General features: G+C 47.1%; 20 protein-coding genes, 5 tRNA genes and 3 pseudogenes. 13 read left to right on the top strand and 15 right to left on the bottom strand.

Going from position 1 to position 26,999, the window contains the following annotated elements:
* Nucleotides 1-122: 122 nt before the first annotated feature.
* The 10 genes and pseudogenes from glmM to D368_RS14950 form a co-directional block, all read right to left on the bottom strand.
* Nucleotides 123-1,468, bottom strand: a pseudogene (gene glmM / locus D368_RS14995) (phosphoglucosamine mutase).
* 17 nt (nt 1,469-1,485) lie between these two features.
* A complete protein-coding gene (gene cdaR / locus D368_RS14990; protein ID WP_071392186.1) occupies nt 1,486-2,925 on the bottom strand; it encodes a CdaA regulatory protein CdaR in 1,440 nt (479 codons plus the stop codon).
* Nucleotides 2,918-3,739, bottom strand: a complete 822-nt coding sequence (gene cdaA, locus D368_RS14985; protein ID WP_017419295.1) for a diadenylate cyclase CdaA — start codon at nt 3,737-3,739, stop codon at nt 2,918-2,920. The genes cdaR and cdaA overlap by 8 nt, the downstream gene beginning before the upstream one ends.
* 166 nt (nt 3,740-3,905) lie before the next feature.
* Nucleotides 3,906-4,532 (bottom strand): anti-sigma-W factor RsiW, encoded by a 627-nt coding sequence (rsiW, locus tag D368_RS14980; RefSeq protein ID WP_003156765.1) that lies wholly within the window; start codon nt 4,530-4,532, stop codon nt 3,906-3,908.
* Between the two features lie 13 nt (nt 4,533-4,545).
* The gene (sigW, locus tag D368_RS14975; RefSeq protein ID WP_003156766.1) at nt 4,546-5,109 is read right to left on the bottom strand and encodes an RNA polymerase sigma factor SigW; all 564 of its coding nucleotides are present in this window, start codon (nt 5,107-5,109) and stop codon (nt 4,546-4,548) included.
* A gap of 230 nt (nt 5,110-5,339) precedes the next feature.
* A tRNA-Gln gene (locus D368_RS14970) sits at nt 5,340-5,411 on the bottom strand.
* Nucleotides 5,412-5,416: 5 nt separating this feature from the next.
* Nucleotides 5,417-5,501, bottom strand: a tRNA-Tyr gene (locus D368_RS14965).
* A gap of 18 nt (nt 5,502-5,519) precedes the next feature.
* Nucleotides 5,520-5,592: transfer RNA gene (locus tag D368_RS14960), tRNA-Thr, on the bottom strand.
* Nucleotides 5,593-5,597: 5 nt separating this feature from the next.
* A tRNA-Val gene (locus D368_RS14955) sits at nt 5,598-5,673 on the bottom strand.
* A 3-nt stretch (nt 5,674-5,676) separates the two neighbouring features.
* Nucleotides 5,677-5,748, bottom strand: a tRNA-Glu gene (locus tag D368_RS14950).
* Nucleotides 5,749-5,926: 178 nt separating this feature from the next.
* On the opposite strand from D368_RS14950, the pseudogene D368_RS14945 reads away from it, so the two are divergent.
* The 12 genes and pseudogenes from D368_RS14945 to D368_RS14890 all read left to right on the top strand — a co-directional run bounded on the left by D368_RS14945 (nt 5,927) and on the right by D368_RS14890 (nt 19,484).
* Nucleotides 5,927-6,378, top strand: a pseudogene (locus D368_RS14945) (2-thiouracil desulfurase family protein).
* 18 nt (nt 6,379-6,396) lie between these two features.
* Nucleotides 6,397-6,873 (top strand): GNAT family N-acetyltransferase, encoded by a 477-nt coding sequence (locus tag D368_RS14940; protein WP_014304238.1) that lies wholly within the window; start codon nt 6,397-6,399, stop codon nt 6,871-6,873.
* A gap of 99 nt (nt 6,874-6,972) precedes the next feature.
* Nucleotides 6,973-7,902, top strand: coding sequence for an N-acetylmuramic acid 6-phosphate etherase (gene murQ, locus D368_RS14935; RefSeq protein WP_077721709.1), 930 nt, complete (start codon nt 6,973-6,975; stop codon nt 7,900-7,902).
* 128 nt (nt 7,903-8,030) lie between these two features.
* Nucleotides 8,031-9,398 carry a PTS transporter subunit EIIC gene (locus tag D368_RS14930; RefSeq protein ID WP_128574943.1) on the top strand — a complete coding sequence of 456 codons (1,368 nt, stop codon included), beginning with the start codon at nt 8,031-8,033 and terminating at the stop codon, nt 9,396-9,398.
* Nucleotides 9,399-9,416: 18 nt separating this feature from the next.
* Nucleotides 9,417-10,700 carry a penicillin binding protein PBP4B gene (gene pbp4b / locus D368_RS14925; RefSeq protein WP_128574942.1) on the top strand — a complete coding sequence of 428 codons (1,284 nt, stop codon included), beginning with the start codon at nt 9,417-9,419 and terminating at the stop codon, nt 10,698-10,700.
* A 46-nt stretch (nt 10,701-10,746) separates the two neighbouring features.
* Nucleotides 10,747-12,660: a glycoside hydrolase family 3 protein gene (locus D368_RS14920; RefSeq protein WP_128574941.1), complete on the top strand. Its 1,914-nt coding sequence runs from the start codon at nt 10,747-10,749 to the stop codon at nt 12,658-12,660.
* Nucleotides 12,661-12,675: 15 nt separating this feature from the next.
* Nucleotides 12,676-13,920 (top strand): exo-beta-N-acetylmuramidase NamZ family protein, encoded by a 1,245-nt coding sequence (locus D368_RS14915; protein ID WP_128574940.1) that lies wholly within the window; start codon nt 12,676-12,678, stop codon nt 13,918-13,920.
* A gap of 137 nt (nt 13,921-14,057) precedes the next feature.
* The gene (btr, locus tag D368_RS14910; protein ID WP_094247292.1) at nt 14,058-15,653 is read left to right on the top strand and encodes a bacillibactin transport transcriptional regulator Btr; all 1,596 of its coding nucleotides are present in this window, start codon (nt 14,058-14,060) and stop codon (nt 15,651-15,653) included.
* A gap of 87 nt (nt 15,654-15,740) precedes the next feature.
* The gene (locus tag D368_RS14905) at nt 15,741-16,697 is read left to right on the top strand and encodes an ABC transporter substrate-binding protein (RefSeq protein ID WP_003156778.1); all 957 of its coding nucleotides are present in this window, start codon (nt 15,741-15,743) and stop codon (nt 16,695-16,697) included.
* A 19-nt stretch (nt 16,698-16,716) separates the two neighbouring features.
* The gene (locus D368_RS14900) at nt 16,717-17,724 is read left to right on the top strand and encodes a FecCD family ABC transporter permease (protein ID WP_007609051.1); all 1,008 of its coding nucleotides are present in this window, start codon (nt 16,717-16,719) and stop codon (nt 17,722-17,724) included.
* 1 nt (nt 17,725) lies between these two features.
* Nucleotides 17,726-18,735, top strand: a pseudogene (feuC, locus tag D368_RS14895) (iron ABC transporter permease FeuC).
* Nucleotides 18,732-19,484 (top strand): alpha/beta hydrolase, encoded by a 753-nt coding sequence (locus D368_RS14890; protein WP_029974802.1) that lies wholly within the window; start codon nt 18,732-18,734, stop codon nt 19,482-19,484. The pseudogene feuC and the gene D368_RS14890 overlap by 4 nt, the downstream one beginning before the upstream one ends.
* Here the strand turns inward: D368_RS14890 and D368_RS14885 are convergent.
* The 5 genes from D368_RS14885 to D368_RS14865 form a co-directional block, all read right to left on the bottom strand.
* Entirely contained in the window at nt 19,473-20,414 is a 942-nt protein-coding gene (locus D368_RS14885; RefSeq protein WP_094247904.1) for a bile acid:sodium symporter family protein, read from the bottom strand. The genes D368_RS14890 and D368_RS14885 overlap by 12 nt on opposite strands.
* Before the next feature lie 150 nt (nt 20,415-20,564).
* Nucleotides 20,565-21,998 carry a SulP family inorganic anion transporter gene (locus D368_RS14880; RefSeq protein ID WP_071392193.1) on the bottom strand — a complete coding sequence of 478 codons (1,434 nt, stop codon included), beginning with the start codon at nt 21,996-21,998 and terminating at the stop codon, nt 20,565-20,567.
* A 231-nt stretch (nt 21,999-22,229) separates the two neighbouring features.
* Complete coding sequence (locus D368_RS14875) at nt 22,230-23,276, bottom strand: zinc-dependent alcohol dehydrogenase (protein WP_128574939.1); 1,047 nt, start codon at nt 23,274-23,276, stop codon at nt 22,230-22,232.
* Complete coding sequence (locus tag D368_RS14870; RefSeq protein WP_128574938.1) at nt 23,251-24,201, bottom strand: inositol monophosphatase family protein; 951 nt, start codon at nt 24,199-24,201, stop codon at nt 23,251-23,253. Before D368_RS14870 ends, D368_RS14875 begins: the two co-directional genes overlap by 26 nt.
* The gene (locus tag D368_RS14865) at nt 24,198-25,466 is read right to left on the bottom strand and encodes an aspartate aminotransferase family protein (RefSeq protein WP_128574937.1); all 1,269 of its coding nucleotides are present in this window, start codon (nt 25,464-25,466) and stop codon (nt 24,198-24,200) included. The genes D368_RS14870 and D368_RS14865 overlap by 4 nt, the downstream gene beginning before the upstream one ends.
* A 228-nt stretch (nt 25,467-25,694) precedes the next feature.
* Here D368_RS14865 and D368_RS14860 point away from each other — a divergent pair, with 228 nt between their 5' ends.
* On the top strand, nt 25,695-26,906 hold the full coding sequence (locus tag D368_RS14860) for an MFS transporter (RefSeq protein ID WP_172437945.1): 1,212 nt from the start codon (nt 25,695-25,697) through the stop codon (nt 26,904-26,906).
* Nucleotides 26,907-26,999 lie beyond the last annotated feature (93 nt).

The raw sequence follows: 26,999 nt of genomic DNA, 5'->3' as shown, positions 1-26,999 counted from the left end.
CAAGCTTGATTTTACAGCATGTGCCAAGGACGGTCAATTATTTTTTGCCGCCCCGGCATCATGTTTACTATCATTTTATGCTGATCGCACTTGTCTTGTTCGCTCTCTGCTTATAAACTTCGCTACTCCGCTCCCATTTCTGTCCGCACGACATCCACGATTTTTGTGACATATTCGTCACAAAGCTCTTTTGTTCTCGCTTCCGCCATCACGCGTACGAGCGGTTCGGTGCCTGACGGGCGCACTAAAATCCGGCCGTCTCCGTTCATTTCTTTTTCCACTTCAGAAATAACGGCCTTCACCTTAGCGTTTTCTTCTACCTTATATTTATCCGTCACTTTCACGTTCACTAAGAGCTGCGGGAATTTTTTCATTTCATCCGCAAGTTCTGAAAGGGTTTTGCCGGACGCCTTCAGCGTATTCACAAGCATGATCGCGGACAAAAGACCGTCGCCGGTAGTGTTGTAATCAAGGAAAATAAGGTGCCCTGACTGCTCGCCGCCGACATTATAGCCGTCTTTTTTCATCGCTTCTACGACATAGCGGTCGCCGACTGCCGTTTGAACGCTTTTGATTTCTTCTTTTTCAAGCGCTTTGTAGAAACCGAGGTTGCTCATCACGGTCGATACGACGGTATCATCCTTCAGACGGCCTTCTGATTTCAAATACTTCGCGCATATGTACATGATCTGATCGCCGTCGACGATGTTTCCTTTTTCATCAACGGCAATGAGGCGGTCGCCGTCTCCGTCAAACGCAAGGCCGATATCGGCGTTTTTTCTTTGACGAAAGCACTCAGCGCTTCCGGGTGTGTAGAACCGACGCCATCATTAATGTTTAATCCGTTCGGAGACGTCCCCATTGTAGATACGTCAGCATCGAGATCGGCAAAAAGGTGCGTCGCAATGGAAGATGTCGCACCATGGGCGCAGTCAAGCGCTACATGAATGCCCGTAAAATCTTCGTCCGCCGTCTGCTTTAAAAATTGCAGATACTTTTGAACGCCTTCAAAATAATCGTTCACAAGCCCGAGGTCCGCGCCTGTCGGTCTCGGCAGCTTATCTTCCGGTTCATCCATGAGACGTTCAATCTCGGCCTCCTGCTCATCAGAAAGCTTAAAGCCGTCCCCTCCGAAAAATTTAATTCCGTTATCCTGTACGGGGTTGTGAGAAGCGGAGATCATGACGCCCGCCTCAGCATCCATGGCTTTCGTTAAATAGGATACCCCCGGCGTAGAAATAACGCCGAGGCGCATCACTTCAGCTCCGATCGATAAAAGTCCGGCGACAAGGGCTCCCTCCAGCATATGTCCGGAGATACGTGTATCACGGCCGATCAGCACTTTCGGGCGCTGCTTATCTTTGGTCAGGACATAACCGCCAAAACGCCCCACTTTAAAGGCCAGCTCTGGCGTAAGCTCGCTGTTGGCAACACCTCTTACACCATCTGTTCCAAAATACTTGCCCATTTTGTATCGCTCCTTTTTCATTCTGTTGAAGAAGAATCAGCGCTTGATCCGTCTTCATCCTGGTCTTGATTTTGATCCTGGTTTTGACTTTTATTCTGATCGCTGTCAGTGTCGTCTTCCCGGTTCTTGCTCTTGTCTTTGTCTGCGTCTCCGCTTGTGCCGTTCTTATTGCCGGAATCAGCGGAGCCGCCGTCATTTTTATTTGAACTTGTGTTTTTCCTAGAAGTCAGCTTGATCTTAACCGTGTCTTTTGACAGGGACCATGTGACGTTTTGCGGGCCGTTTACTTCAAGCTTTACAGAGTGCTCTCCGTCATCCAAGTCCGAGACATTGGCATACAGTTCAATGTCCGACTTTTTCAGCGCCTTAATGTTGGCGGGAGAGCCTTTGGCCGTAATATTTATCGCCTGCGATTCAGGGTCGAGAAACTCAATCTGCTGTGAGCCTCCCAGTCCGACCGTCTTGATTGCGACATTGTCAAAATCCTTTTTGTCTTCACTGTCCACTTTAACATGAAGCGTGATTTTTTCCGGTGATACCTTAGTGACACCCTTAGGAAGCGGGATATCGGCATTGATATCGGTATCTTTATCAATTTTGCCTAAATCAAGAGATACGCCGTCAATAAATTCAAGTGAATCCAGCACATCCTGCGGGCCGTAAACCGTCACCTCACTCGGGTTCGAGTCAATGCTCGCAACGCTCACCCCGTCCGGAAGACTTCCCTTCCTTTCAATTTTGAAAGGAAGCTTTTTACTCGGACTGGCTACGGGAACCGTCACTTTAATGACTGACGGTTCAACATCAACAGGAAGTGCGTTGCCGTCTTTGTCATAGACGGTCACCTTCACTTCCTTTTCAATGGTCTCATTTGCATTTTCAAGGTTCACAGATGCTTTGACAAGTGAAATGTTATCAATCACATTTTTCGACCCTGTAATCTGCACGTTTTTCGGGCTGATAATCGGCTGCTGAGGGGTATATCCCTTTTTCATTTTGCTTTTATTGTAGTATTCAACTTCCACGGGAAAACTCTCAGCTGTTTTTTCCTGAATCGTAACCGTCGTGACTGACGGGTTAATGGAGATCGTCAGTCCGTCCGATACGTTTTTCGCCTTCAATTCGACCTTATGAGTCCCGGTTTTCAGCTTATTCATATCGGCGTATATCTCAAAATTCTTCGTCTGTCTCGCCTTTTTCACCGCGCTTGTCGAGCCTTTAATCGTGACATTTACGGTCTGGGGCACGCCGGTGACGACATAGTTCGCTTCATCATAGTATGCTTTTACAGGAATATCAGTAAGCGTAGCCTCGTCAGTCGTTGATGTCGGAAAAAAGGATTCCCCCGGCTTTTTCGGAGTCGGCGCCTGGTTGTTGTTAACCGCAACGTAAAGCAGCAGCGCCAAGAGCAATGCAATGATCTTTACAGCCCAGCGGTTGTTTAAGAATTTATCCATTTTTCTTGCCCCTCCAGTACCAGCGGTTAGAAGAAGTGTCTCTGGCGTTCTTCTTAAACTCGGCTTCAAGCATTTCTTTCAGTTCTTCTTCCGTCAATTCTCTGTGAAGGTCTCCGTTTTTGGCCACACTGATGGCGCCCGTCTCTTCAGATACAATAATGGTTAAGCTGTCCGTCACTTCACTGATGCCGACAGCCGCTCTGTGACGTGTCCCCAGCTCCTTTGAAATAAACGGGCTTTCAGAAAGCGGCAGATAACAGGCTGCCGCCGCAATCTCGTTATTTTTCATAATGACCGCTCCATCATGCAGCGGTGTATTCGGGATGAAGATATTAATCAAAAGCTCCGAGCTGACCTGCGCATTAAGCGGGATGCCCGTCTCAATATAATCGCCCATTCCCGTATCGCGCTCAATGGCGATGAGTGCGCCGATGCGGCGTTTCGCCATGTAGCTGATCGATTTTGTAATCGCTTCAATTGTCTTATGCTGCGCTTCCTCCACGGGGGTTCCGCTCCTGGAAAAGAACCGGCCCCGTCCGAGCTGTTCAAGCGCCCGTCTCAGCTCAGGCTGGAATATAATGATGATCGCTAAAAATCCCCATGTTATCGCTTGGTCCATCAGCCACTGAAGCGTGCTGAGTCCCAAATATGAACTGGCCATTCGGACCAATACGATGACGACGATTCCTTTTAAAAGCTGAACCGCCTTCGTCCCGCGTATGACCATGATTAATTTATATATCACATACCAAACAAGGAGAATATCAACGGCATTGCCGAGGTATTGCAAAAATGGGATGTCCTCAAAAGCCATTTCCTCGTCCTCCAAGAATTCAGTCATTTCGTTTTTTCCGTTATGAATTGTGCTGCATGAGCAATATGTACATCATATAGCGTGCTCATTATACCACATTTTGATTTCTCAAGTGAAATGGGCCAGCACGGCGATGCATAAAAAAAGAGTAAAGCGATTATACGCTTTACTCATCTTCATTCGGGTCCAAAGCGCTTACGACGCCCTGGCCCGCCGATTTCAGTTCGTACCAGACCCAGTCAAACAATTGGTTAATCTCTTCAATCTGCCCGGTGACTTGTCCGGCTGAGGCCATGTATTTTTCTCCGTTGACGACGGTCACATTGCCGTCGACTTTTCCTTCAATGAACAGCTTGCCGTTTTTTACTGTGACATCGCCCTTTACGGTCTCGCCTTCAGGGACGGTGACCGTGTGATTCTGCACGACAAGGTTCGGCTGTTTGGACACACTGAAATTGTGGTCATTATGCCAGCTGTTGAAAAAACCGCCGCCCATTAAAATCACAAAAACCGCTGCGGCTGCAATCATCGGATGAGTTTTGATCCATCGTTTTACAGAAGCGCGTTTTTTCTCTTTTGGAAGATTCGCCATAACTTTGGCAGTAAAATCAGCAGGGGCCGTGACATGCGATGTGCTTCGGACGAGTGCTACGGATTTCTCCATTTCATGAAAATGCCGTTTGCAATTCCCGCATGACTGCAAATGTTGTTTTAATACGTTTTCATCTTCAGGAAGGATATCTCCATCAAGATGCTTATGCATAAGCTGCACAATCTGTTCAGGACAGCTCATTTCATCACCCCACTTAAAGATCCCTCAATTGTTTTCTAAGAGCCTCTCTGCCTCTGTGTATCCTTGTCTTGACGGTGCCGACAGGGATATTCAGAATCTCCCCGATTTCAATTAAAGAGAGTTCGTCAATATACTTTAATACAATAACTGTTCTGTACTTGTCCGGCAGCTTTAAAATCTTTTTCTGAATTGTGTCCGACAGCTCCAATGACAATACGGCGTCTTCAGGGAGAACCCCGTCCGCGGCGATCTGCGAATACATCGTCAGCCCTTCTGCTCCCGCTACTTCTGCGTCCAGATAGTAATCAGGCTTTTTCTTGCGGATGCGGTCAATGGTCAGGTTGGTCGCAATTCTGTAAAGCCACGTTGAAAACTTTCTGTTGATATCGAAACTGTCGATATTGACATACGCTCTGATAAAAGCTTCCTGCGCAATATCTTCCGCTTCGTGAACATTGCCGAGCATGCGGTAGCAAAGCTGGTAAATCTTATCTTTATAAAGGTCAACGATTTCTGCAAACGCATTTTGATCGCCTTTTTTGACTTGCTTGATTCTTTTTTTAATCAGGTTTTCCATGTTTTATCTTACCTCTGCCCTTCACCGGTCTGTATCTATACGTTGATTGTTTTAAAAGGTTTCATTTTTTTATTACATTTATTTTACCAAATTTCAGGCAGGGTGTAGATGGAAAATACAGAATATACTGCCTTAACAGCAGCTTAAAAATAGTATATCTGATGAACAATCAAAAATCGAAACAAAATGCTGATAAAAAAAAGACACCTTTATGCAAAAGGTGTCTGATACTGGGCTAGCTGGATTCGAACCAACGCATGACGGAGTCAAAGTCCGTTGCCTTACCGCTTGGCTATAGCCCAAAAAATGGTGGAGGGGGGCAGATTCGAACTGCCGAACCCTGAGGGAGCGGATTTACAGTCCGCCGCGTTTAGCCACTTCGCTACCCCTCCGTATTTTTTGGAAAACAGTGCCGGCCAGAGGACTTGAACCCCCAACCTACTGATTACAAGTCAGTTGCTCTACCAATTGAGCTAGACCGGCAAATATGGTGGAGGATGACGGGCTCGAACCGCCGACCCTCTGCTTGTAAGGCAGATGCTCTCCCAGCTGAGCTAATCCTCCATATGACCCGTACGGGATTCGAACCCGTGTTACCGCCGTGAAAGGGCGGTGTCTTAACCGCTTGACCAACGGGCCGTTGTGTCCGCGTCGAGCTGACAAAAGTTATTATATACAGGTTGTACCCCATTTGTAAAGAGAAAAATTATTTTTTTATTTTCAAACTTTTTACCCGTTTTTTAACTGAAAAACTCATCCCTCCTCTCTTATTTCATTTATGATGAAAGTATCAAAATATTGAAGGGAATGGACACAGATGATCTTAGTCAGCTCTTGTCTCGGCGGTATCGAATGCAGATATAACGGCTCTCACGCCGCTTCGGAAAAAATCCGCAGACTCGTAGAAGAAAAGAAAGCTGTTATGGTCTGCCCCGAACTTTTGGGCGGCTTCACCACTCCCCGCGAACCGGCGGAAATCATCGGCGGCACGGGTGAAGACGTGCTGAACGGAACGGCAAGAATCGTAACGGCATCAGGCGAAGACGTTACAGCTTTATATATGGACGGCGCGGAAAAAACGTTAGCATACGCAAAAGAAATAGGCGCCGCAACGGTCATCCTTAAAGAAAACAGTCCGTCCTGCGGCAGCAGCTTTATCTATGACGGCACTTTCTCAGGAAAAAAATACTCGGAGACGGCATCACTTCCGCTCTTTTAAAACGGGCAGGCTGCCGTGTTCTATCAGAAGATGAATTGGATCAATTATAAAAAAGGAGAGTAGATATCATGGATGTAGCCCTGTCCTTTTATAAACCGGAGCATGCAGACGGGCTGAACGGGTTTGTGCTGAGTGAAGAAGATAAAAAGTTCACAGCTCTGCCGATAGATGTCCTGCCGCAGGCGCTTGTCATCCGGGATCGCTACCCGACAGTCATTTTAAAAGAAGACCGTCCCGTCGGTTTTTTTATTTTACATACCTCAAAAGAAACCATTGCCCCGTATTCGAACAATGTGTCTGCCATTTTGCTGAGTGCGCTGTCATTACATGCGCCGCATCAGGGAAAAGGTTATGCCAAACAAGCGATGCTGCAGCTCCCCGCTTTTGTCGCAAATTATTTTCCTTGGTGTGATGAAATCGTGCTTGCTGTAAACCATCGCAATCAACGTGCAAAGAACCTGTACCGGTCTTCCGGTTTTATTGACAAAGGGCGGCGCAGGATCGGCCCGATCGGTGAACAGCACATTCTGCATCATTTTTTGTGAAAGCGCTTGATTATTCATCTCATCCCTGCCGATTTTTCTTGAAACATCTATTCAGAAGCCCATATACTTCAAGTATTAACGACTTGGGAGGGTACAATCATGACAGACCGGCTTAACATTCACAGATTGACCACAGAAACCAGAAACCCGCAGACCGCTTCAATCCATCAGGCAGACACGATGGAAATTCTCCGCATCATTAACGAAGAGGATTTCAAAGTGGCTGAAGCCGTTCAGCAGGTGCTGCCCGATATTCAGATTGCCGTTCAATTCGCCCATCAGTCCTTACGGCGAAACGGCAGGCTGATTTATGCGGGAGCGGGCACAAGCGGCAGACTCGGTGTACTGGATGCGGTTGAATGCCCGCCTACATACAGCGTAAGTCCCGACACCGTCATCGGTCTGATGGCCGGAGGGGCAGACGCCTTTTTGCAAGCGGCTGAAGGTATAGAAGACAGCGAGGAAACCGGCGCTCTCGATCTCAAAACGATCGGGCTTACCGCAGAAGACACCGTGATCGCCATCGCGGCAAGCGGGCGCACGCCGTATGCGGCCGGTGCGCTGAAATATGCAAAAACAATCGGCGCCAAAACCGTCGCGCTCACATGCAATAAGGACTCATTGATCAGCACCTTTGCCGATCACAGCATTGAAGTCATTGTCGGCCCCGAAGTGATTACAGGGTCAACACGAATGAAAGCCGCGACGGCACATAAAATGATTCTGAACATGATTTCCACGGCCGTGATGATTAAAAGCGGCAAAGTGTACGAAAATTTAATGGTGGACGTTCATGTCAGCAACGAAAAATTGAAAGAACGCGCCATCGGCATTATCCAAAGCGTCACTGGCGTTCCGTACGACAAGGCAAAAGAAACGCTTGAGGCCGCAGGCAGCCATGTCAAAACGGCAATCGTCATGCTGAAGACGAATTCGGACGAAACACACGCGAAGGCACTGCTCAAAGAATCAGAAGGATTCATTGATAAAGCCATTGAACAGCACGTTTCAAGAGAAAAAGAACGCTGATCGTTCTTTGGTGAAAAATAATGTGCTTTTACGAGCCCGCGCCGTTTTCATGTTCGGCGCAGGCGCTTTTAGGACGCGTTTCAGGCATAGCTCCCCGGGAAAAATCGTACGGAAAAAGGAGGATCTCCATGAGCAAAGAGGCATTTTATCAGTCACTGGCCAAAGATATCCTGGACAATTGCGGCGGTTCATCGAATATTTCAGGCTTTACCCACTGTATGACACGCCTGAGGATTACACCTTTAGATCGGGACAAAACGGATATTGAGGCGCTGAAACGGCTTGACGGGGTAATAGGCGTCGTCGAAGCTGAAACACTGCAGATCATTCTCGGCACGGGTGTCGTCAATCATGTCGCCGACGCTTTCGCAAAACTTATGCCATCCGGAAAAAACATTGATTTAAAAGAAGCCGCCTCACGGAAAAAAGCCGATCTCAACAGAAAAAACACCACACCCATCAAATTGTTTCTGAGAAAAATATCAAGCATCTTCATTCCCCTTATTCCCGCACTCATTGCATCAGGTTTAATCACCGGTATTACGAAAGCCGTCATTCAGGCCGGCTGGCTCCCGAAAGAATCTCAAATCGCACTTATTTTAACGGTTATCGGTTCAGGCTTGTTCGCTTACCTCGGCGTCCTTGTCGGCATCAATGCGGCGAAGGAATTCGGCGGGACACCCGAGATGGGCGGCCTTGCGGGTATATTGATCCTTAACCCTGAGATCGCCAATATCAGTTTGTTCGGAGAGAATCTGCTCCCTGGCAGGGGAGGATTAATCGGCGTTCTTTTCGCTGCGGTTTTTATCGCTTATACCGAACGGTTTATCAGAAAGTACGTCCATCAATCCATCGACATTATCGTCACGCCTACATTGTCTTTACTTATCACCGGGCTGGTGACATATGTCGTTTTTATCCCTGCAGGCGGTTTTATTTCTGATCTGATTACATCAGGTTTATTGTCGCTGCTGAATGTCGGGGGAGTGCTCTCAGGGTTTGTACTGGGAGCCGCCTTCCTGCCGCTTGTCGTCACCGGCCTGCATCAGGGCTTGACTCCCGTACATTTGGAATTAATCCGATCAATCGGAGATGACCCGCTTCTTCCGATTCTCGCGATGGGAGGCGCGGGTCAAGTAGGCGCGGCCTTCGCCATCTTTATGAAAACAAAAAAAGCCTCATTAAAAAGAGCGATCGGCGGCGGACTTCCATCCGGTCTGCTCGGAATCGGAGAGCCGCTCATCTTCGGCGTCACGCTCCCGCTCGGCCGGCCGTTTTTGACGGCGTGTTTAGGGGCGGGAATCGGCGGCGCTTTTCAAGCCCATTTTCAAGTGGCTACTTTTTCAATCGGTGTCTCCGGCCTTCCGCTCTCATTTCTCGTACAGCCGGCTCAAATCGTTTTGTATATCATCGGTCTCTTCATCTCTTACGCGGCGGGCTTTGTCTTCACTTATGCGGTCGGATTTAAGGATGACATGGCTGCTGAATTTGAATAAACCGGGAGGGATCAGAATATGAAAACACTGACAGCCGCCATACTCACAATGGTCATCAGCCTCTCTTTTCTGCCGCAGCACAAAGCCGAAGCCCAATCCAAATTATACGACGCAGCAAAGCTCAGAAAGGTTGATCAAATGATTGAAAAAGACATCGCAGCAGGATTCCCCGGAGCCGTCCTCGTCGTCGTAAAGGACGGACGGGTGATCAAAAAGAAAGCATTCGGCTACAGCAAAAAATATGACGGGAACACCCTTTTATCCCGTCCGAAAAAAATGAAAACATCAACCATGTTTGATTTAGCTTCCAATACAAAAATGTACGCGGCCAATTTTGCACTACAGCGACTCGTCAGCCAGGGAAAGCTTGATGTGTATCAAAAAGTCTCGGCTTACCTTCCTGATTTCAAAGACAGAAAAAGCGATCCAATTCAAGGAAAAGACCGCATACGCGTCATCGATGTGCTCCAGCATCAATCCGGTCTGCCAGCAAGCTTTTATTTCTATCAGCCGGACACCGCAGGCCCTTTATATTCACAAGAACGGGATAAAACGATCCGTTTTCTCACCCAAATCCCGCTTGAATACAAGCCGGGAACAAAACACGTATACAGCGATATCGGTTACATGCTTCTCGGCTGCATCATTGAAAACATAACCGGAAAAACCCTTGATACCTATGCGGAACAAGAACTGTACAAACCGCTGGAACTGACGCACACACTGTTCAATCCGCTGCAAAAAGGTTTTAAAGAAAAAGCATTCGCAGCTACTGAACGTTTAGGCAACACACGTGACGGAGTCATCCATTTCCCTCACATCAGGACGTATACGCTGCAGGGGGAAGTTCACGATGAAAAAGCATTTTACTCAATGGGAGGGGTGTCCGGTCACGCCGGGCTGTTTTCCAGAGCTGATGATATGGCCGTCCTCCTTCAAGTCATGCTGAACGGCGGCAGTTATAAACATGTTTCTCTCTTCAATAAAAGAACGGCCGATTTGTTCACAACCGCGGCATCCTCTGATCCGACATTCGCTCTCGGCTGGCGGAAAAACGGCAGCCCGGATATGGAGTGGATGTTCGGACCTTATGCAAGCAGGCAGGCATACGGCCATACGGGATGGACCGGCACCATCACGATTATTGATCCCGCTTATAAGCTGGGGATCGCACTTTTGACCAATAAAAAGCATTCCCCCGTCGTCAGCCCCGGTGAAAACCCGAATGTTTTTGAAGGGGATCTTTTCCCGACCGGAAGCTACGGCAGCGTCATAAAAGCGATTTATGAAGCCATTGAATGACAACCCATGTCTTTTGTCCAAACTATGACGGCAGGAGGGCACCATTATGAAACTTTTCATCTCAGCTGTATTACTGTTGTTCATTGTATTCGGCACGCATCATGCATCGACAAAACCGGATATTCCGTCACAGGCGGAACAAGCGGTATCCCGTATGACATTAGATGAAAAATTAGGGCAGATGCTCATGCCTGATTTTCGCAATTGGCAAAAAAAGGGGCAGTCATCACCTGAGGCTCTTACCCAAATGAATGACGAAGTCGCAAGGCTTATTCAAAAGTACCGGTTCGGCGGCGTTATCTTATTTGCAGAAAATGTAAAAAACACTGAGCAAACGGTACGCCTGACAGATGCCTTTCAAAAGGCGAGCCCTGACATTCCGCTATTATTAAGCATTGATCAGGAGGGCGGCATCGTAACTAGACTTGGTGAGGGCACTCATTTCCCAGGCAATATGGCGCTCGGGGCTGCTAGAAAAACAGCCTACGCGTTCCAGACCGGCGCCATTATCGGGAAAGAACTGAAAACACTGGGCATTAATACGAATTTCGCTCCCGTTCTCGATATCAATAATAATCCCGGAAACCCTGTCATCGGCGTCAGGTCGTTCAGTTCAGACCGTGATCTGACAGCTTCACTCGGCCTTGCCTCAATGAAGGCTCAGCAAAAGCAGGATGTCGCTTCCGCCGTCAAACATTTCCCGGGACACGGCGACACGGATGTCGATAGCCACTACGGCCTTCCGCTTGTCACCCACAATCAAGAAAGGCTGCGTCAGATTGAACTTTATCCGTTCCGGCAGGCCATTCAGGCCGGAGCTGATATGATCATGACAGCCCATGTGCAATTTCCCGCTTTTGACGATACAACCTATAAAAGCAAGCTGGACGGTTCAGATATCCTCGTACCTGCCACACTCTCGAAAAAAGTGATGACTCATCTTCTCCGTGAGGAAATGGGATTTAACGGCGTCATCGTTACGGATGCATTAAATATGAAAGCCATTGCCGATCATTTCGGTCAGGAAGAGGCGGTCGTCATGGCAGTAAAAGCAGGAGTCGATATTGCCCTGATGCCGGCCCAAGTGACATCGCTGCAAACAGAAAACCGCTTTGCCCGGGTTCATTCCGCTTTAAAAAAGGCGGTGCAAAAAGGGGATATTCCGCTGCAGCAAATTAACAAATCAGTTGAACGCATCATTTCCCTGAAAATAAAACGAGGGATATATCCCGCACCGAAAGAGACAAATCTGAAAAAGAAGATTGCAAAAGCAAAGAAAACCGTCGGCAGTAAAAATCACCTGAAAACTGAAAAACAAATCGCGGAAAGATCCGTCACCGTCTTACAAAACAAAAACCGCACGCTCCCATTCAAACCGAAAAAGAACAGCCGCGTTCTCATTGCCGCTCCTTATGAAGATCAAACAGCGGCAATGGAACAAACCATTCAGCAGCTCATCAAGAAGAAAAAAATCCGGCCGGTAACCATCAGTAAAATGAACTTCGCCGAGCGCACATTTCATGATGAACACAAAAAGCTGGTATCTGATGCGGATTACGTGATTACAGGCTCCTATGTCGTAAAAAATGACCCTGTCGTAAACGACGGCGTGATTGACGATTCCGTCACAGATCCCGGCAAGTGGACGACTGCATTTCCGCGGGCCGTCATGAAAGCCGCACAATCGAACCAAAAACCCTTTGTGCTGATGAGCCTGCGTAATCCTTACGACGCCGCGAATTTTGAAGAAGCTGAAGCCCTTATCGCAGTCTACGGCTTTAAAGGATATACAGACGGACAATTCCTCCAGCCAAACATTCCGGCAGGCATTGAAGCGATATTCGGACAGACAACACCGCAAGGCAGGCTGCCCGCTGACATTCCTTCCGTCACGCATCCGGGAACGACACTGTATCCTTATGGTTTCGGTATCAATCTGAAGACCGGAAAACCGCTTTAAACAGGAGGGCTGATTATGAAAACACATACGGCTGCACTTCTCGCCGGACTTGTCGTCATCAGTGCTATGACGGCAGTCTCGGCGGCTTCTGACAGAAACCTTCATACCGCCAAGAAACCAAGCATCCAAACAGGCATCGACCGCCTGCTGAAAGATTATAAACAGGAACTGAAGGGAAAAAGGGTCGGACTGATCACCAACCCGACCGGTGTGAACGCATCATTGAAAAGCAGCGTTGACGTGCTGTATGAGGCGCCAGACATCCACTTGACGGCATTATTCGGACCCGAGCACGGTGTCCGCGGCGATGCTCAGGCCGGAGACAAAGTCACATCCTATATAGACGAAAAAACAGGGCTTCCCGTCTACAGCCTATACGGGGAAACGAGGAAACCGACGCCTGACATGCTGAAAGATACAGATGTGCTGATTTTCGATATTCAGGATGTCGGAACGCGGTACTACACGTACATTTATACAATGGCCTATGCCATGGAAGCGGCCAAAGAAAAAGGCATTCCTTTTTATGTCTTGGACCGGCCGAATCCGCAAGGCGGACGAAATCCGGACGGCCCGGTTCTTGAACCGGATTACGCTTCATTTGTCGGACTGTATCCGATCCCGCTGAAGCACGGCATGACGATCGGTGAGCTTGCTCTTTTATTCAATAAAGAGTTTCATATTGGCGCCGACCTCACCGTCGTAAAAATGAAGCGTTGGAAGCGGACGATGACGATTGAAGATACCGGTCTGCCGTTCGTCCTCCCTTCGCCTAATATCCCGACCCCGGACAGCATATTCGCATATTCGGCGACAGGACTAATCGAAGGCACAAACGTGTCCGAAGGAAGGGGCACGACAAAGCCGTTTGAACTTATCGGCGCGCCTTATATGAAAAGCACCGAGCTCGAAGAACGCCTGAACAGTCTCAAGCTTCCGGGCGTCACCTTCAGAGCCGCTTCATTCATCCCCAGCTTCTCCAAGCACCAGGGCAAGCTGTGCCACGGCGTACAAGTCTACGTAACAAACAGAAACACATTTGGAGCGGCAAAAACAGGGCTCTCCATTCTGAAAACCATGCATGACTTATATCCGAATGACTTTTCATTCTTGCCGACAGGCTCTTTTGACAAGCTGATCGGTAACGGCTGGGTACGCAAAAAAATAGAAAAAGGCGCTTCCATTGAAGACATCACCGGCACATATCAACGCCGGCTGGACCAATTCAAAACTCTAAGAAAACAATACCTCATATACTGACAACATTCGTGTTACACGTGTAACATTTTGTCGCATTTCACATTTCCGCTTTTTATAGGAAAACATTCATTTATTTGGTACAATTCAATTGATAACAGTTATCATTTAAATGAATGTTTCCTAAAAGGTGGTTTCTCATGAAAAACACATTATTCTTTCAGCCCATTGATATCATCTCCGTAAAAAAAACAGCCGACCTTCTGTCAGAGCATCAGCTCACTGATTCCCCCGTATTGATCTTTCATGTGAAAGGCGAGGGACAAATTGATATCGGCACAGACAGCTTTCCGCTGCAGAAGGAAACGCTCTACATCTGTCCTTGTGATGAGACATTCAATATTGCCCCTATATCGTCAGGCGGCATCCATTTGTATATCGTCAGACTCCGTGTTTTCTCCTATTCCTCAGATGATGAAGCGATGCTTCCGGATAACGGGGAAGACATCTTCCACGGACTTCAGCAAATGAATTTACAAACGGTTGATCATTTGACAAGCCGGCTCCAATCACTTTCTGAAAACGTGCGATCGGCGGATGGATTGCAGAAAATGAAATATACAGCCGACTTTCAGCAGCTGATGTACGACCTCTATGCCGCAAAAGTATGCCATCAAAATAATACGAAAGCGGCGATCGAACAGACAAAACAATTCATACATGCTCAGTCCGACACAAAAATCACGCTCACCCAGCTCGCTCATATGGCGGGAATCAGTCCCAAGCATTACAGTGAAACCTTTAAAAAACTATACGGGCAGAGCGTAACTGAATATATCACAGACATCCGCATAACCAATGCGAAAAAACTGATGGCCAAGGCAAGCTGCAAACTGCGGGAAATCGCTCATCAAATCGGCTACCAGGACGAATTTTATTTCAGCCGCATCTTTAAAAAACATACCGGCAGCTCACCTACAAGCTATATGAAAAAAAGACGAACAAAAATGGCTGCGTACGGAAAAGAAACGATGGGGCATCTGATTCCTCTGCATCACGTGCCTTACGCTGCGGCGCTGCACCCGAAATGGACGGCCTATTATTACAAACAATTCTCTTCCGATATTCCGGTTCACCTGAGCGCTTACCGCTATAATGCAAATTGGGAAGAAAACCTGCACACGCTGTCTCAAGCTGCCCCGGACATCATTTTCAGTCTCGATTCTGTCAGTGAAGAAGAAAAACAGCGCCTGAATGACATCACTGAAGTTTTTTATCTTCCGGCTCAAGAGAATTGGAGAGACCAGTTTCTTCGCACAGCCGCATATCTGAATGAAGAGCAGGAAGCGCGGCACTGGCTTAAAACTTATCAAAGTCTCGCCCATTCAGCGAAAGATGCTCTTAAACACGTGCGGCACCAGCGATTCTTATTTGTCCGTGTATATAAAGAAAATATGTACATCGCCCATAACAACAGTATTGAGGAAGTCTTCTTCGGTGATTTAGACTTTGCCTCCGCAAAACCGGCATCTTTTGCTCCTGACGAAAAGATTTCCTTGGAAATGCTGGCGGATTGCCAGGCTGACTGCATCATGCTTTTCACTTGTAAAGAACCGGAAACGCTTCGCTATTTTCAGCGGATTCAGCAGACCGGGATATGGCAGAACCTTAGTGCCGTCAGCAATAAACGCGTGTTTCCCATTTCATCTGACCCGTGGATTGAATATTCTCCAAGCGGACATCAGCGGATGATCGAGCAAAGCATTTCCATTTTATCCGAAGATCGTCCATGGTAATGCCGGAAATTATCCATGGTCTTATCCCTATTCATTCTCTATAATTCCAATTGATAATAGTTATCAATTGAACAGGAGGAACAATAGATGAAGAAATTGGCATTCGCTTTCATGATTTTGCTTTTGGCTTTCACGGCCGCGGCTTGCGGAAGCTCAGAAACATCTGATACAGCAAGTAAAGGAAAGGACGCTTCTTCAGATAAAAAGAAAATCGAATATCTCGGAAAAACATATGAAGTCAAAGCGCCGACTGACAAAATCGCCATTACAGGCAGCGTAGAATCAATGGAAGACGCCAAATTGCTTGACGTTCATCCGGCAGGAGCAATTTCTTTCTCCGGCAAATTCCCGGAACTGTTTAAAGATATTACAGATAAATCCGTATCAACGGGAGAAAAAATGCAGCCGAATATGGAAAAAATTCTTGAGCTGCAGCCGGACGTCATTCTGGCATCAACCAAATTCCCGGAAAAAACGTTGAAAAAATTGAGCGGCACCGCTGAAACCATCCCTGTCTCTCATATCTCATCAAACTGGAAAGAAAACATGATGCTGCTCGCCCAGCTTACAGATAAAGAGAAAAAAGCGAAAAAAATCATCGCAGATTACGAACAGGACCTGAAAAAGACAAAAACAAAGATCAACAGCAAAGCGAAACAGTCAAACGCGCTGGTCATCAGAATCAGACAAGGCAATATCTATATTTATCCTGAACAAGTTTATTTCAACTCCACGCTTTACGGTGATTTAGGCCTGAAGGCGCCGGACGAAGTCAAAGCGGCGAAAGCGCAGGAACTGATCTCTCTTGAAAAATTAAGCGAAATGAACCCTGACCATATCTTCGTACAATTTTCTGATGACGAAAACGCAGATAAGCCGGACGCTTTGAAAGACTTAGAGAAAAATCCGATCTGGAAGAGCCTGAAGGCAGTCAAAAAAGACCATGTATACGTCAATACGATTGATCCATTAGCCCAAGGCGGAACCGCGTGGAGTAAAATCAGCTTCTTACAGGTTGCGGCTGACAAATTGACTCAAGACTAATAAAGAGTAGGTTTTTCACATGTATGCAAAACGGCGGACACACATTATTATCATTGCTTCACCGATTGCCATTGTTCTGTCACTGCTCCTTTCCGTTTTATACGGTGCAAAGCAGCTTGACTTCCATACCGTGTTCTCCGCATTGCTGCACTTTAATCCGGAGAATACCGACCATCAGATCATATGGCATTCAAGAATCCCGAGGGCTGCCGGCGCTATGTTTATCGGCGCCGCCCTTGCTGTTTCCGGAGCGCTCATGCAGGGAATCACACGGAACTATCTGGCCTCGCCTTCGATCATGGGTGTGTCGGACGGCTCCGCTTTTATCATCACCCTTTGCATGGTATTGCTCCCTCAATCGACATCCATTGAAATGATCATATACTCGTTTATCGGTTCCGCATTCGGCGCGGCTCTTGTTTTCGGGCTGGCCTCCATTCTTCCCGGCGGTTTTACCCCTGTGCAGCTTGCCATTATCGGAACGGTAACCAGTATGCTTCTCAGCAGTCTGTCGGCTGCGCTTTCGATTTATTTTCAAATTTCGCAGGATCTCAGTTTTTGGTACAGTGCGAGACTGCATCAAATGAACCCTGATTTTTTGAAACTGGCCGTCCCGTTTTTTGCGATCGGAATTATCACGGCCATGATTCTCAGCAAAAAGGTCACTGCCGTATCATTAGGAGACGACATTTCAAAAAGTCTGGGACAGCAGAAAAGAACCATCAAACTCATGGCGATGGCGGCCGTTGTCATATTGACCGGAAGCTCGGTGGCGCTCGCCGGAAAAATTGCCTTTGTCGGTTTGGTCGTTCCGCACATCACACGTTTTCTCGTCGGATCGGACTACAGCAGGCTGATCCCATGCGCGTGCATCATCGGCGGCGTCTTCCTGACCCTTTGCGATCTTGCCAGCCGATTCATCAATTACCCGTTTGAGACGCCTATTGAAGTCGTCACTTCTATCATCGGTGTTCCTTTCTTTCTTTATTTGATTAAAAGAAAAGGAGGGGATCAGCGTGGTGCGTAAAATGGCCGGAATTTATATCATTCTGATTGCTCTCATATTGCTCGTAAGCTATTTCAGCATGACAAGCGGTTCTTTTTCCGCAAAGCCGGGTGAACTGCTCAGTACGCTTTTCCGCATCCATCCGAATCCGCAATATGACATTTTGCTGTTTCAGCTGAGGCTGCCGCGCATAGTCATGGCTGCTGCCATCGGACTCGGATTGGGGATAGCCGGAGCCGTTATTCAGGCCATTACCAAAAACGGTCTTGCCGATCCCGGTATTTTGGGCATTAATGCAGGAGCCGGAGCGGGAATCGTCACGTTTATGCTTCTGTTTCAGGGACAATCTGAAGCGACGGCACTTGCCTCTGCGATGGGTATGCCTGTCTTCGGCCTCATCGGAGGATTGATGGCGGCCGTGCTGATCTATATTTTCGCCTGGCACCGGGGGCATCTGGAATCGGGCAGAATTATTCTCGTCGGGATCGCCATGAATTCCGGATTCAGCGCGCTGTCTTTATTTCTTTCATTAAAAATGGACCCGCAGGATTATGAGATGGCGATGGTTTGGAAAAACGGCAGCATCTGGTCGGCAAACTGGATGACCATTACGGCAATCCTTCCGTGGCTGATCTTGTTCATTCCTCTTCTTATGGCGAAAACGTCATTGCTGGATACCATTCGTTTCGATGAGGACACGGTGAAAAGCCTCGGTGTTTCAACCAATAAAGAAAAACCATTTTACTCATTGCCTGCATCGCTTTGATCAGCGCATGTGTAACCGCAGCGGGCAGCATGGCATTTGTCGGACTGATCGCGCCCCATATTTCCCGCAGACTCGCCGGGATTGAGCACAGATACTCATTACCGGTCAGCGGACTGGTCGGTATGCTCCTCGTCATATCCGCCGACTTTGCGGGCAAATTGTTCTTTCAGCCTTCAGAAGTGCCGGCGGGAATTATTCTTGCGATTCTCGGCGTTCCTTATTTCTTTTTTCTTCTGTTTAAGCAAAAGAAGGGGCTGGACGCATGAGAGGCACCCTTACAGAACACCGGATAAACGGAAGGGAATGCACTGTGTATCTTCCTCCGTCCTATTCGGTTCAAACGGGGGCTTTACCCTGTGTGTACGTACTTGACGGAGGCTCTTTGTTTTTAGAACAGATAGATAAGCTTGAATTCCAATTTGCAGACGGAACACTTTCCGAATTGATTTTCATCGGCATCAAACCGGCTGACAGACTCGATGAGTACACACCGTGGCCGGCACCTTCCCTGAGCCCTGCGTTTCATGATTTCGGCGGCAAAGGGAGGCTCTTTCTTGAGGAGCTGACAAATGTCATCATTCCAACTGTTGAAGATATGCATCACATTTCTGCACATCCGGAAACGAGAGGACTGATCGGCGCGTCATTAGGCGGACTGTTTTCGATATACGCGATGCTGCAAAAGCCTGAAATATTCGGCAGAATCGGCTGTATTTCCGGTTCCTTCTGGTATGAAAAATCAGCAGATTATGTCCGCTCCGCACCTTTGCGGCCGGCACGGCGGCGTATCTATATGTCTGTTGGCAGCCGTGAAGCAGAGCAAAAATGTAACATCCAAAACACCATGATCCGACAAAATAAAGACGTGTACAAAAGCCTGAGGCAAAAAGGCTTTTCTCAATCTCAGCTCTCATTCACGATCGAAGAGGGTGCCGTGCACCATCAAGAAGCGTTCAAACGACAATTCAATTCAGCACTAAGCTGGCTGTACGGAAAAAACCGCTCACGTAGCTGAGCGGTTTTTTTCATACTTGATCACGACCGGCTTAAGTTCAAAGCGTCTCAGCAAATAGCCGAACAAAGCGGCAAGGATTTGCTGAAAGAGCATCCCGATGACGACCGGAACCGCCACTTGAGACGGAAAAAAAGACACGGCGAGAACGGCTCCGGCGCTGATATTGCGCATGCCCCCCGTATAAATCAGAGACACGATTTCATCCTGGCTCCGCTTCATCAGTCTTCCGATCAGCCAAGCCACGGCATAACCCGTCATGGCAATAAAAAATACCATGCCAGCGATGCCAGCAAATTTGATATCCACATGCGTGACATACGGCGCGATTTCCGAACTGTTAATGGCAATGACAATCATCAGACAGATTTTTGAAAAAGGAGACAATGACCGGCTTATCGCCTGAGTCCTTACCGGCGGGGAAAACTGGTTGACCATCATCCCTGCGATGGACGGAATCACCACCATCTCCGCCAGCCCTTTCATCATGCCCCACACATCCATCTGAACATTCGCCCCGGCCAGGACAGACAGGCTTAACGGTACGATAAAAGGAGAAAGTACGGTATCAACAAGGATAATAGACAGCGTCAATCCGACATTTCCCTTATACATCGCAGCCCAAATCAAACTCGTAATTCCGGTCGGGATCACCACACCCATAATCAGCCCCGTCACAGTTAAAGGGTCACCGCTGAAAATCAGATGGCCGCTTCCCCATGCAAAAACAGGCATGAAAATATGCAGAACAAACAATGCCATGATCATCGGGAGCGGCTTCTCGATACTGCGCTTCAGCGATTGAAAATTGGCACTCAGACTGCCCGTAAATGTAATAAATGCAAATATCCACGGCACAGCGCCGGCCATCCAGCTGATATGCTGAGATAACAGCACACCCGCCGCCACACTTGACGGAGTCAAAAGCGGCATGATTCTCCCCAACACTTGGTTCAACTTCTGAAGCCACATCATATGCAAGTCTCCTATATACGGTTTTCAAGTCTCATTCATTATAACAATGCACACCGGCAAATTTAACCGAAAAAAAGCCCGGATATATTCATCCGGACTTCACAAATTCTATGCCATTTGTTTCATTAAATCTCGGCTTTTCTGATTTAATCCCTTTAATTCAGCCTCAATTCCGTATTCTTTACATTTGGCGACAATCTTCTCAAGAGCCGCCGCTCCCGAATCATCCCACACGTGGGCATCGGTCAAATCAATGACAATCCGCTTCACGTCTTCATCATAAACGATGGCATTCATCAGTTCAGACACGGAAGCAAAAAAGATCTGTCCCGTGACCTTATAAGTTCTGACATCTTTCTGTTCAGAATGTGACACAATCTTCAGCTTAGAAATTTTCGCCGTAAAAAAGATTGCGCTTAGCAGCACACCCGCGAAAACACCCTTCGATAAATCATTTGTCAGAACGACTGTCACGACGGTAATCACCATAACGATCGAATCAGTAAGGGGCGCTTTCCGCAAACCTTTAATCGATGACCAGTCGAACGTGCCGATGGACACCATAACCATCACGGCCACAAGCGCAGCCATCGGAATTTTCACGACGATACCGCTTAATACGGCAATTAAAAACATTAAAAACGCTCCGGCCGTAAAAGCCGACAACCGGCCGCGTCCGCCGGCTTTCGTATTAATGACAGACTGGCCGATCATGGCGCATCCGGCCATGCCTCCGAAAAATCCGTTCACAATATTGGCGATGCCTTGTCCGCGGCTTTCTTTGTTCTTATCACTATCCGTATCCGTCATTTCGTCAATGATCTGGGCCGTCAGCAACGACTCAAGCAATCCGACGAATGCCAGCGCCAGTGAATACGGGAAAATAATCCGCAATGTCTCAAACGTCCACGGAACATCCGGTATCAAGAAATGCGGAAGTGAACTTGTAATCCCGCCCATATCACCGACCGTGCGGACATCCGCATGGAAGACCACCGCAATGATCGTCATGACAAGAATCGCCACCAGCGGAGACGGCACAGCCGTCGTAACCTTCGGCAAAAGATATATGATAGCCAGTGATCCGGCAAGCATGGCGTACATGACCCATGAAGCTCCTTTGAACTGCGGCAGCTGCGCAGAAAAAATCAAGATCGCCAAAGCATTCACAAATCCGATCATGACCGAACGCGGAATAAATTTCATCAATTTCGCTATCTTACTGACACCAAGAATAAATTGAATAATACCTGTCAAAATGGTTGCCGCAAACAAATACTGCAGCCCGTAATCAGCCACCAATGTCACCATGACAACCGCCATTGAACCCGTAGCGGCTGAAATCATTCCCGGTCTGCCGCCGAAGATAGAAATAATAATCGCGATACAAAATGATGCATAAAGGCCGACCATCGGATCGACACCTGCAATAATTGAAAATCCGATCGCCTCAGGGATCAGAGCGAGAGCAACCAGAATACCGGCCAGAATGTCTTTACGGACATTCCCGAACCATTGCTGCTGTAACGTATAATCTTTCAAATGATAACGACTCCTTTTCACTATAAAAATCCGCACCTTATCAGTTGGAAACATTGATTTTCATCTGGGGAATATGAGGCAAGCTTGCGGGGAAAAAGGGGACACGCTCAGAGTATAATGTCGTTGAGGAAAGGAATGGTTAACAAAGAGTATCATATTAAACTTTAAAGAAATGTGCAAGACCGTATAAATAAGAAAAGAAAACGGCTCTCACTGGAGCCGTTTCCGCTTTTATAAAAGTTCCGGATCAGACACAAGAATCGTTTTTATTGCGCTGATATCCTTTCTTTCTTTTGTCACCGGGTCGATGCCCATGAGATGATCAATGGCTTCTTCATAATTCTTCAGTTCCGTCTTTTCCGTAATAAAATCATAGAGCTGCGGAAGGTCGGACGCGCATGCTAACGCAGCCTCCATGATCTGACGGGCTTCACCTGTGCCCACAATCGTTACGCCGTTTGACAGCAGCTGGTACGGCCTGACTGTCATCTCATACGTATCATCAAAGCCCATCGGCACGATTCTGCCTCCCTTTTCAATAAAAGGATAAGCCCAATCAAGCTGATTGCCGATCGCGTCAAAAATCACATCAAATTTTCTTCCTTGATTAATCCGTTTCACTTCATCCACGGTTAATGCTTCAGGGTGGTAGACATAATCCGATATCCGGCTCGCCGCCTCGCTTCGGAAACTGCCTATTTCAGTCGCAACCGTCAATCGCGCCAGTTTTTTCACCATCATTTGCACAAGCAGTCCGATCGGTCCGGACCCCAAAACCAAGACCGAGTCCTCCGGCTGAATCGAAGCTTTATTCACAACATTCAGCACACAGGAGAGAGGCTCAACCAATGTGGCCCGCTCCCATTCCATTGAATCCGGAATTCTGTACATGAACCTGTCTTCTCCCACGTAATATTCCGCAAACGTTCCGTGCGCCCCGATTCCGAGCTGCCAATCCTCGAAGGTTTCGCAATAACACGTCAGCCCTCTCCGGCAATAATGACATTTCCCGCAAAACTGCGTAGGATCTATCACGACGCGGTCTCCGACTTTTACATTTGTCACGTCCGGTCCGATTTCCACGACCGCTCCCACCGATTCATGCCCCATAATCATATGATGGGTTGCATTCATTTTTCCTTTCAGCACATTTAAATCCGTTCCGCATATACCGGTGCCGAAAATTTTCACTTTCACATCATTGGATTTCCGAATTTGAGGCTCGTCCACCTCTTGATATTCAAGCTTATCATTAGGAGTCCAGACCAGCGCCTTCATATTTCTCTTCCTTTCTGCCCCAGCGGATTTGGTCTAACAATGTTTGATGAAGCTCCTTCGTTGATGCCGCAATACATGATTGCTGGTTCTGATAACTTAAATCTGTCAGAAGCGTTTCGTCCAAAGACCGGCCGTATGCATCCGTAATGACCACTCCCGCTTTCTTCGCCAAAAAGACGCTTGCGGCAATATCATAAGGAAACAAATGCAGCACCTGTCCGTTCCCAACCTGCTGAAAATCTGAAAGCAGCTTCGGATCATCTTTCAGCAGACGATTGCCGATATCCACATAAGCATCCATCTGCCCCGTGATAATTCGTGAAATCGAATAAGAAGCGCTGTTGAAAACAAAAACCCCGCCATTATTAGCCGATTGGTCAATCAGATGGCCGTATGCGTCCGTCATCAGCTTCGCCGGATGCCCGTTAAATTCAAGGCTCCAAAACATATTCTTAATATCCCGCACTCCGCTCAAATTCGGCAAATCTCCCTGATACCCCTCAAATTGAATGACATCGCTGTAAATATCACCGTACATATAAGAGCCCGATTTCAATTCAAGCAAAAAAGCAAATTCGATATCCTTAATCTTTGCGTTTGGCTTATATGAAGCAAGCGCAATCGAAATACACGACATTTCAAGCCCCGCGGCGGCCGGGCGCGTTCCGTCTATCGGATCTACAATTAAAATATATTGCGGATCTTCTCCAATCAGCTTCAGGCCGCCATCCTCCGTGTAAAAAGCAACCGGATGGCCCTTTTCTTGAATATAATCCAGCACCGCCTCCTCAGCAGCGGCGTCTATGTTAAATTGGGCGTCGCCTCCCGGAGAATAGCCGTTTACGAGCCGGTTTTTCAGCGTGCCTTTTTGATTTTTCACCTTATGATAAACAAATTGTCCAAGCTCAATGATATAGTCTCTCACTTGATTTCCTCCAATAGCTTGCGAAGTCTGTAGCAGAGCACTTCGGCTTCACTAAGTGTAATGGTTAAAGGCGGACGGATTTTAAATACATTTCCGAACCCGTAACGGGATGTCCGGAGAATCAGCCCGTAATCCATTGCTCGTTTTGCAATATAATTGGTCAGCTCCACATCCGGTTCATTGTTCTCTTTTACAATCTCCACACCGATCATAAGACCGACGCCTCTTACCTCAGAAATAAAAGCGAACTCCTCTTTCATCGTTTCTAAGCGATCCATAATATAATGACCGACCGTCGTTACATTTTCCAAAAATCCCGGACGCTGCATGATATCTATGGTTTTACACGCGGCAGCGGCGGCCATCACATTTGAGCCGTACGTGAAGGAGTGTGTATACCCCGGAAGCCCGGTATACTTGTCCTCCGTCAGAGTGGCGGCGACTTGGAAGCCTGTGCCCCCGAGCCCTTTTGCTACCGTCATCATATTAGGTTTCACATCGAAGTGGTCCGCGGCAAACATTTTGCCCGTCCGTCCGAATCCGGTCTGAATTTCATCAAAAATCAGGGCGATTTCGTGTTCATCACAAAGCTGTCTCAGCTGTTTAAAATACTCTTTAGGCGGAACGACGTTTCCACCGTTACCGGATATCGGTTCAATAATCATGGCGGCAATTTTTCCATTGCTCGCATACTCAATAAAATCATTAATTCTTTCTACGCACAGCATACCGCATGAATCAGGTTTCTGATTATAAAAACAGCGGCTGCAATACGGATCGGGGACTTGAAGGCCAAAAGAAATTTGCGGCGGGAAAGGTTCTTTTCTGAATGAGTTGCCGGACAAAGCGGAAGTCATATACGTTTGTCCGAGGTGGCTTCGAAATAAGGAGATGACATCGGTTTTTCCGGAGTAATACTGAGCCATTTTAATAGCTCCTTCATTTGCACCGGAACCGCTGCTGACTTTAGGGTGTACTTTTGTGAGATTATCGGGGGCGATTTCTACTAGTTTTTCTGCCAGTTTATTTACGGCGTCTGTTTGAAAAGATGATGTCACATGGATCAGCTTATCGGCTTGTTCTTTAACCGTATCAATGACTTCTTTGTTACCGTATCCTAAATTCAAGTTAAATGTGGCAGAAGCGCAATCAATGTACTCATTCCCCTCTTGATCGTACAGGTAAATCCCTTCTCCGCGCTCCATTACTACATCGTCAACACTGTAATACAAGCTGTCTGGATTCGTGATTTCCTTCGTTCCCACAAATACCACCCCTATGAAATTATTAGAATTTCGCTTTTTATCGTATTAATTATTGAAAATAATGTCAACGATCTTTCTTGTAAAAAATGTTAACAATTTGTTAACGTTACCATAAGGGATGTACGAGAAAAAGTTATGTGATATAGTAACAATACTTGGATTTTTTGTAAAAACGTCATGTCATACAAGTAGAGAGAAATATTATTTTACCAATAAGGAGATAAAATGATGAAAACTCGTCTGCTGTGGATAAGCTGTTTTTCTTATGGATCGATTGCTTTTACACTTGTTATTCTGGGAGCCGTACTGCCTGAGTTACTCACACATTATTCACAAAGCTACAGTAATGGCGGTGTATTGGTATTCTCTCAGTTCATGGGCTTTCTCATCGGTGTCATCGGAATGCCTTACATGGTGAAAAAGCTTGGGCGCAAAAACGTTGTTATCTTTGGCATGGCACTCATCAGCTGTGAAATGTTCATCACCTTCCTGCCGCCCTGGCCGCTGCTCTTTCTTCTCGTCAGCATCGCGGGGCTTGGCGCCGGATTGGTGGAATCCTGTGTAGGTACGATCATCCTCACCGCTATTAAAGAAAGACAGGCTGTGGCCATGAGCAAAATGGAAGTGGCCTACGGATTAGGCGCGCTTTTCATGCCTCTGCTCTCAGGCTTTCTTATCAACAACCACATGTGGACAATTGCTTTTTTAGTATTAGGGTTATCCAGTTTTGCACTTTTAATCGCATGGAAGCAGATGAGTTTCGGCAGTATTGATCAGCTTCTCATCCGCAAAGAAGTCTCTTCCGCTGACACTAAAAAAGAAAGCACTGGTTATCGGTCACACGGATTGCTATTTATTACCTTGGCGGGGGCTTATTTCTTCTTTTACGGCGGCAGTGAAGTTTCAATTGTACATTTTATCCCCTCCATTTTCGCTGAGAAATGGGATATCCCCAACTCTTTGGCAACGATAACAGTTACAGTGTATTGGACGGGGATGATCATCGGAAGGTTATTAACAGGCCCGGTATCAGAAAAGCTGACATATCACCGTTATCTTCGTCTCATAAGCATTGGCGGTCTGGCTGCACTTACCGTATTAGCACTAAGTAAAAACGTATGGTTCGGCTTTGCCCTTTGCTTCTTTTTAGGGCTGTTCATGGCAGGCATGTTTGCAATAGCCCTAATCATCACGAATCATTTTTATCCCGGAAAGACAGAAACGACTACCAGTATTCTGCTCGCTTCAAACGGATTAGGAGGTTCACTCCTTCCGATCGCCGTCGGCTGGAGCTTAGATGAATATCCCGCACAAACTGCATTCTGGCTGTTTACTGCACTGATGGTCCTTATGCTGCTGATTGTGTTCAGTTTAAGAATACTCGAGACAATAAAATCAAACAATCTTCAAAATCACAACAGCAAAGCAAAATCAATGTAAACAAAAAGCTAATGCCTTTCAAGGGCATTAGCTTTATATATCTATGTGATCTTTCATATAAAAAACCAGTTCATCATGAACTGGTTTAAGACA

This window comes from Paenibacillus lentimorbus NRRL B-30488 (assembly GCF_000411595.1).
Taxonomy (GTDB): domain Bacteria; phylum Bacillota; class Bacilli; order Bacillales; family Bacillaceae; genus Bacillus; species Bacillus velezensis.
This window is presented reverse-complemented; position numbering and strand designations above follow the sequence as displayed.